Source organism: Xenophilus sp., assembly GCF_044462705.1.
GTDB classification, from domain to species: domain Bacteria; phylum Pseudomonadota; class Gammaproteobacteria; order Burkholderiales; family Burkholderiaceae_C; genus Xenophilus; species Xenophilus azovorans.
In genome coordinates, this window is record NZ_JBIQNC010000175.1 from 1 (window position 1) to 6,461 (window position 6,461).

The following is a 6,461-nucleotide window of genomic DNA, read 5'->3' on the forward strand; positions in this document are numbered from 1 at the left end:
GGGTGACGGTGAAGGTGCCGAAGGCGCCCGAGCCCTTGGCGTGCATGCGCCGCTCGGGGATCACTTCGCGCACGAAGTTGGCCAGCTTCTCGTTGAGCCACACGTCCTGCGACAGCAGCGGGCCGCGCGGCCCGGCGGTGAGGCTGTTCTGGTTGTCGGGCACCGGGGCGCCGAACTGGGTGGTGAGGTGGGTGACGGGGCACTTCTTGCCGCTGTCGGATGTGTTGCTCATCGCGAGGCTCCTTTGAATAGACGTTGACTATCGAGCGTGGCCATTCTGTTGGGGAAACCTGGCGAGGGCAAGGGCGGGCCGATTGGTTTTACCGAAGGCCACCATAGCGATGCGACCGGGCGCGTGCGCCCGGCGCAGGGAGCGCGATCAGTCCGGCAGGGCCGCGCCCACCTTGGCGCCGGCGGCGCGCAGCTCGGCCCAGGTCGCGTCGTCGATGGCGATGCCGTCGCGCCCGCGCGCGACGCGGGCGCGGCGCTCGGGCTCGCCGGCGATCTGCACCCCTTCGAAGCCGGCGCCCGGCGGGCACTGCCGCAGCCAGTCGACGAAGGCCGCGGCTTCCTGCTCGAAGGCCTGCTGCGTGCCCAGCCGGGCCGGGTCGATCAGCACCGTCAGCATGCCGTTGAGCACGGTCCTGGCCGTGTCGGCCGCGCGGTGCCAGGTGCCGCCGCCCGACAAGGCGCCGCCGAGCAGTTCGCAGGCGACGGCCATGCCGTAGCCCTTGTGCTCGCCGAAGGTCGTGAGTGCGCCGAAGAGGCCGCCCGCCTGCGGCACGACGACCACGCCGGGGTCGGTGGTCGGCGCGCCGCGTTCGTCGATCAGGTAGCCCTCGGGCACCCGCTCGCCCTTGTTGTGGGCCACGCGCATCTTGCCCTGGGCGACGCGGCTGGTCGCAAAGTCCAGCACGAAATGTTCGCCCCCACGCTCCCCCACTGCGTGTGGGTCGCTGCCCCCCGGGGGGGCTGCTCCGCCTTGGGGCGGCCCGGCGGCGGAGCGCTCCTGCCTCTTCAGCGGCACGCCGATGCAGCAGGGGTTGGTGCCGAAGCGCCCGTCGCCGCCGCCGAAGGGCGCGACCACGGGCCGCGACAGCACGTTCACGAAATGCAGCGACACCAGCCCGGCCGCCACCGCCATCTCGGCGAAATGGCCGATGCGCCCCAGGTGGTGGCTGTTGCCGACGGTCAGGATGCAACTGCCGTGCTGCAGTGTGCGCTCGATGCCCATCTGCATGGCCTGTTCGCCGACGATCTGGCCGTAGCCGCGCTGGCCGTCCAGCGCGAGCAGGGTGCCGATGTCCATCGTGGCCTTCGCGCCGGTGTTGGGCCTGAGACCGCCTTCCTGCACCGCGTCCACGTAGCGCGGCACCATGCCCACGCCATGCGAGTCGTGGCCCGAGAGGTTGGCCAGCACGAGGTTGGCCGCCACCTTCCGCGCCTCGGCCTCGGCGCTGCCGGCCGCGGCGATGATCCGGGCGACCAGGGCCGTGAGTGGTTCGGGAAGGATCGTCTTGCTCACATCACGGCTCCGACTTGCCACGGCACGAACTCGCTCTGCCCGTAGCCGTGCAGCTCGCTCTTGCTGTGCTGCCCCGACGCGGTGGCCAGCACCAGCTCGAAGATGCGCTGCCCCATCTGTTCGATGGTGGCGGTGCCGTCGATGATCTCGCCGCAGTTGATGTCCATGTCCTCCTCCTGCCGCTGCCACAGCGCGCTGTTGGTGGCCAGCTTGAGCGAGGGCGAGGGCGCGCAGCCGTAGGCCGAGCCGCGGCCGGTGGTGAAGCAGATCAGGTTGGCGCCGCCGGCCACCTGCCCGGTGGCGCTCACCGGGTCGTAGCCGGGCGTGTCCATGTAGACGAAGCCGTGCGCCGCGACGGGCTCGGCGTATTCGTACACCGCCTCCAGGTTGCTGGTGCCGCCCTTGGCGACGGCACCCAGCGACTTCTCCAGGATGGTGGTCAGGCCCCCGGCCTTGTTGCCGGGCGAGGGGTTGTTGTTCATCTCGCCCTCGTTGACGGCGGTGTAGTGCTCCCACCAGCGGATGCGCTCGACCAGCTTCTCGCCGACCTCGCGCCGGACGGCGCGGCGCGTGAGCAGGTGCTCGGCGCCGTAGATCTCGGGTGTCTCCGACAGGATGGCCGTGCCGCCGTGCGCCACCAGCAGGTCCACCGCCGCGCCCAGCGCCGGGTTGGCGCTGATGCCGGAGTAGCCGTCCGAGCCGCCGCACTGCAGCCCGATGGTGATGTGCGCCGCGCTGCAGGGCTCGCGCTTCGCCGCGTTGGCGCGCGGCAGCATCTCCTCGATCAGCGCGATGCCCTTCTGCACGGTCTTGTGCGTGCCGCCGGTGTCCTGGATGCTGAAGGTGCGCAGGTTCTCGCCTTCGCTCAGGCGGCCGGTGGCGAGCCAGGCGTTGATCTGGTTGGCCTCGCAGCCCAGGCCCACCACCAGCACGCCGGCGAAGTTGGCGTGCGTGGCGTAGCCCGTCAGCGTGCGCTCCAGGATCTGCATGCCCAGGCCCTGCGTGTCCATGCCGCAGCCGGTGCCGTGCGTGAGCGCGACCACGCCGTCCACGTGGGGGTAGGGCGCCAGCGCGGCCGGGTTGGTGCGGCGCGAGAAGTGGTCGGCGATGGCGCGCGCCGCCGTGGCCGAGCAGTTCACGCTGGTCAGCACGCCGATGTAGTTGCGCGTGGCCACGCGGCCGTCGGCGCGGCGGATGCCCATGAACGTCGCCTCGCGCCGTGCCGGCGGCGGCTTCACGTCGACGCCGAAGGCGTAGTCGCGCTCGAACCCGCCCTTGTCCGGCCCCATGTCGAGGTTGTGCGTGTGCACGTGCTCGCCGGGCGCGATCGGCCGGCTGGCGAAGCCGATGATCTGGTTGTAGCGGCGCACCGGCGCGCCCGGCTCGATGGCGCGCACCGCCACCTTGTGGCCGGCCGGGATCAGGCCGCGCACGGCCACGCCCTCGACCGTGGTGCCGCCGACGAGCTGGCTGCGCGCGATCAGCACGTCGTCGGCCGGGTGCAGGCGAATGAAGGGGTTCATCGTGGGGGACTCCTGCCGCTGGCGCGGCTAGAAGAACATTTTCGGAAGCCAGAGAAACAGCTTGGGCATGTAGGTGATGACGACCAGGCTCAGCAGCAGCGGTATCAGCCACGGCAGGATGGCCATGGTGGTGCGCTCGAACGAGAGCCCCGCCACCCGCGCCAGCACGAACAGCACCAGTCCCATCGGCGGGTGCAGCAGGCCGATCATCAGGTTCAGCACCATCACCAGGCCGAAGTGCACCGGGTCGATGCCCAGTTGCAGCGCGATCGGCAGCAGGATCGGCACCAGGATGGTGATGGCCGCCGTCGGCTCCAGGAAGCAGCCGACGAACAGCATCAGCAGGTTGGCCAGCAGCAGGAAGACCCAGGCTTCCCTGGTGAAGCCGAGCACCCATTCGGCGATGCCGGTGGTGATGCCGGTGGCGGTGAGCATCCAGCCGAAGATGGACGCGGCCGCCACGATGAACAGCACCGTGGCGGTGGTCTCGATGGTGTCCAGGCACACCTTGACGAACATCTTCCAGGACAGCGTGCGGTACCAGGCGAAGCCGAGGATCATGGCCCACACGCAGGCGGCGATGGCGCCCTCGGTGGGCGTGAACAGGCCCGTGCTCATGCCGCCGATCAGCAGCACCGGCGTCATGATGGGCAGCAGCGCCTCGAAGCGGAAGATGCGGTCGAGCACGAACAGCGAGGCCAGCCCCACCAGCACCGCCGGCTGTGCCGGCAGATCCAGCTTGGCCACCACCAGCCACAGCAGCAGCGGCCAGCCGACCACCACCGCCAGCTCCGACAGCGCCTTGACCAGGCGCGGGCCCGAGAACTTCATGTCGCGGCCCCAGCCGTTCTTGTGCGCGTAGTAGGCCACGGTGAGCATCATCAGCACCGTCATCAGCAGGCCCGGCATCAGCCCGGCCAGAAACAGCGCGCCGATGGAGACGTTGCCCATCATCCCGTAGATCACGAAGGGCAGGCTGGGCGGGATGATCGGCCCCAGCGTGGCCGAGGCGGCCGTCACGCCGACCGCGAACTCGGTGCTGTAGCCGTGCTCCTTCATCGCCTTGATCTCGATGGTGCCCAGCCCGGCCGCGTCGGCGATGGCCGTGCCGCTCATGCCGGCGAAGACCACCGAGCCGACGATGTTCACGTGCCCCAGGCCGCCCTTGAGCCAGCCCACCAGCGCCAGCGCGAAGTTGTAGATGCGCGTGGTGATGCCGGCGTTGTTCATCAGGTTGCCGGCCAGGATGAAGAAGGGCACCGCCAGCAGCGGGAAGCTGTCGATGCCGCTGATCATCCGGTGCACCACCACGAAGGGCGGCAGGTTGCCGGTGCCGAGGATGTAGACCAGCGAGGCGCCGGCCATGGCGATGGCCACCGGGATGCCGCCGGCCATGAAGACGAGGAAGATGACTTTCAGCATGGGTGGCGGCTCAGAAGGCGTGAATGAATTCGACGTGGCCGAGCGGGCTGCGAAAACGCGCCCAATCAAGGCGCAAAGCGCAGCCATAGCTCGGGCTATGGCGAGCATTTGCAACGCCGAGTGGGCGTGTTTTGGCAGAACGAGCGGGCATGGCGGATTCGTTCACGCCTTCTCAACGATCGTCGATGGTGGACTCCGGGCGCTCCAGCACGCTGTAGCCGCGCCGCCAGTGGATGCACGCGACCTGCAGCGAGCGCCAGGCCATGGCCGCGAAGCCCGCCAGGCACACGCCGTAGACGATGTTCATCGGCGCGTCGACGATCGTCATGCGCGTGTTGCTGCCGATCTTGAGCATCATCTGCAGCGTCATCACCGCCGCGGCGACGAAGAAGGCGGTGCGCAGCACGTCCACCGCGCGCGACAGCCAGCGCCCCATCGCGGCCGGCATGTGGCGGTAGAAGAAGTCCACCTGGATCTGGTTGTTCTTGCGCACGCCGATGGCCGTGCCGATGAACACCACGCCGATCAGGAAGTAGCGCGCGACCTCCTCCGTCCAGGCGGCCGAGTCGTTGAACACGTAGCGCGTGACGAACTGGTAGAGCACCGTGGCGCCCAGCAGCCAGAACAGCGCCAGCGCCGCCCAGCCCTCGGCGATGGTCCCCGAGAGGTCCACCGCCTCGTCCTCGGCGTGGAAGTGCCCTTCGTCGTCGATGATCTTCTGTGGTTCGCTCATCCTGTCTCCATCACGCTGCGCGCCTCGCGTGGGCGAGCGCAGCGATGCCTGTTCGGGGACGCCCACGGAACTGGCTTAGCCAGGCCGTAGGGCGTGCCCCCTTGAGGGGGATTGGCGGGCCACACGCAGTGAGGCCCGCCAAACGGGGGTGAACTACTTGATCGCGATGATGCGGTCGTAGTCCTGCTGGCGGTAGCCGTGGTCGGTCGGCTTGGTGTTCTTCAGCACCGCTTCGCGGAAGGCGTTCTTGTCCACCGTGATCACGTTGTTGCCGCGCTTCTTGAACTCCTCGACCAGGCGTGCCTCCGACGCGATGATCTCGCGGCCGGTCTTCTCGGCGGCTTCCTGCATCACCTCGGTGAAGATCTTCTTCTCGTCGGCCGACAGGCGGCTCCACAGGTTGCCCGAGACGATGGTCAGCAGCGAATCGACGATGTGGCCCGTCAGCGAGATGTTCTTCTGCACCTCGTAGAACTTCTTGGCCTCGATGGTGGGCAGCGGGTTCTCCTGCGCGTCCACCGTGCCGTTCTGCAGCGCCAGGTACACCTCGGCGAAGGCGATCGGCGTGGCGTTGGCGCCGAGCGCGCGCGGGAAGGCCAGGTAGGCCGGCGCGTCGGGCACGCGGATCTTCAGGCCCTTCATGTCCTCCGGCTTGGCCACCGGCCGGTTGGCGCTGCTGGTGACGTGGCGCGCGCCGTAGTAGTTCAGCGCCGTGATGTGGTTGCCCGTCTTCTCGTCGTAGCCCTTGGCCAGTTCCTTGAACACGTCGCTGGTGGCGAACTTCAGCTGGTGCTCGGCGTCGCGGAAGATGAAGGGGAAGTAGGTGATGGCCAGCGGCGTGTAGCTGCGGCCTGCGAAGCTGGCGCCGGTGAGCACGATGTCCACCGTGCCCAGCGTCAGGCCCTGGTTGATGTCGGCCTCCTTGCCCAGCGTGGAGGCGGGGAACACCGTGATCTCGTACTTGCCGTTGGTGCGCTTCTTGATCTCCTCGCCAGCCCAAACCGAATACTTGTGGAAGGGCTCGGAGGTCTCGTACACGTGCGCCCACTTGAGCTTGGTCTGCGCCTGCGCCGCGGCGGGGCCGGCGGCCGCGGCTGCGATCACGGCGCAGGCCGCGAGGGTCTGGATGGCGATTCGTCGGGATGGCATGCTCTTGTCTCCTTCTTGGGGTGGTGGTGCTGGCGCTCAGGAAGCCTTGGCGCGGCGCCAGCTCGCGCTGAATCTCTGGTGGGACTTGTCCATGTGCTCGTGCATCGCG

6 protein-coding genes are annotated in these 6,461 nt (G+C 68.8%); all 6 read right to left on the reverse strand.

Features of this window, described 5'->3' with window-relative positions; genetic code table 11:
- Positions 1-232, reverse strand: a 232-nt coding sequence (locus ACIY1X_RS20600; protein ID WP_399684167.1) for a catalase, incomplete at its 3' end; no start/stop codon positions are given.
- A gap of 147 nt (positions 233-379) precedes the next feature.
- Positions 380-1,525, reverse strand: a complete 1,146-nt coding sequence (locus ACIY1X_RS20605) for an Ldh family oxidoreductase (RefSeq protein WP_399684170.1) — start codon at positions 1,523-1,525, stop codon at positions 380-382.
- Positions 1,522-3,048 carry a UxaA family hydrolase gene (locus ACIY1X_RS20610; RefSeq protein ID WP_399684173.1) on the reverse strand — a complete coding sequence of 509 codons (1,527 nt, stop codon included), beginning with the start codon at positions 3,046-3,048 and terminating at the stop codon, positions 1,522-1,524. Before ACIY1X_RS20610 ends, ACIY1X_RS20605 begins: the two co-directional genes overlap by 4 nt.
- Before the next feature lie 27 nt (positions 3,049-3,075).
- Positions 3,076-4,470, reverse strand: a complete 1,395-nt coding sequence (locus ACIY1X_RS20615) for a TRAP transporter large permease (protein WP_399684175.1) — start codon at positions 4,468-4,470, stop codon at positions 3,076-3,078.
- Between the two features lie 172 nt (positions 4,471-4,642).
- Positions 4,643-5,203 carry a TRAP transporter small permease gene (locus ACIY1X_RS20620; RefSeq protein ID WP_399684178.1) on the reverse strand — a complete coding sequence of 187 codons (561 nt, stop codon included), beginning with the start codon at positions 5,201-5,203 and terminating at the stop codon, positions 4,643-4,645.
- Between the two features lie 153 nt (positions 5,204-5,356).
- On the reverse strand, positions 5,357-6,352 hold the full coding sequence (locus tag ACIY1X_RS20625) for a sialic acid TRAP transporter substrate-binding protein SiaP (protein ID WP_399684181.1): 996 nt from the start codon (positions 6,350-6,352) through the stop codon (positions 5,357-5,359).
- Positions 6,353-6,461: the final 109 nt, after the last annotated feature.

Bases quoted from the DNA above. Each gene is read 5' to 3' on its own strand.
- ACIY1X_RS20625 (WP_399684181.1), bottom strand. From the start codon at position 6,352: ATGCCATCCCGACGAATCGCCATCCAGACCCTCGCGGCCTGCGCCGTG.
- ACIY1X_RS20610 (WP_399684173.1), bottom strand. From the start codon at position 3,048: ATGAACCCCTTCATTCGCCTGCACCCGGCCGACGACGTGCTGATCGCG.
- ACIY1X_RS20620 (WP_399684178.1), bottom strand. From the start codon at position 5,203: ATGAGCGAACCACAGAAGATCATCGACGACGAAGGGCACTTCCACGCC.
- ACIY1X_RS20615 (WP_399684175.1), bottom strand. From the start codon at position 4,470: ATGCTGAAAGTCATCTTCCTCGTCTTCATGGCCGGCGGCATCCCGGTG.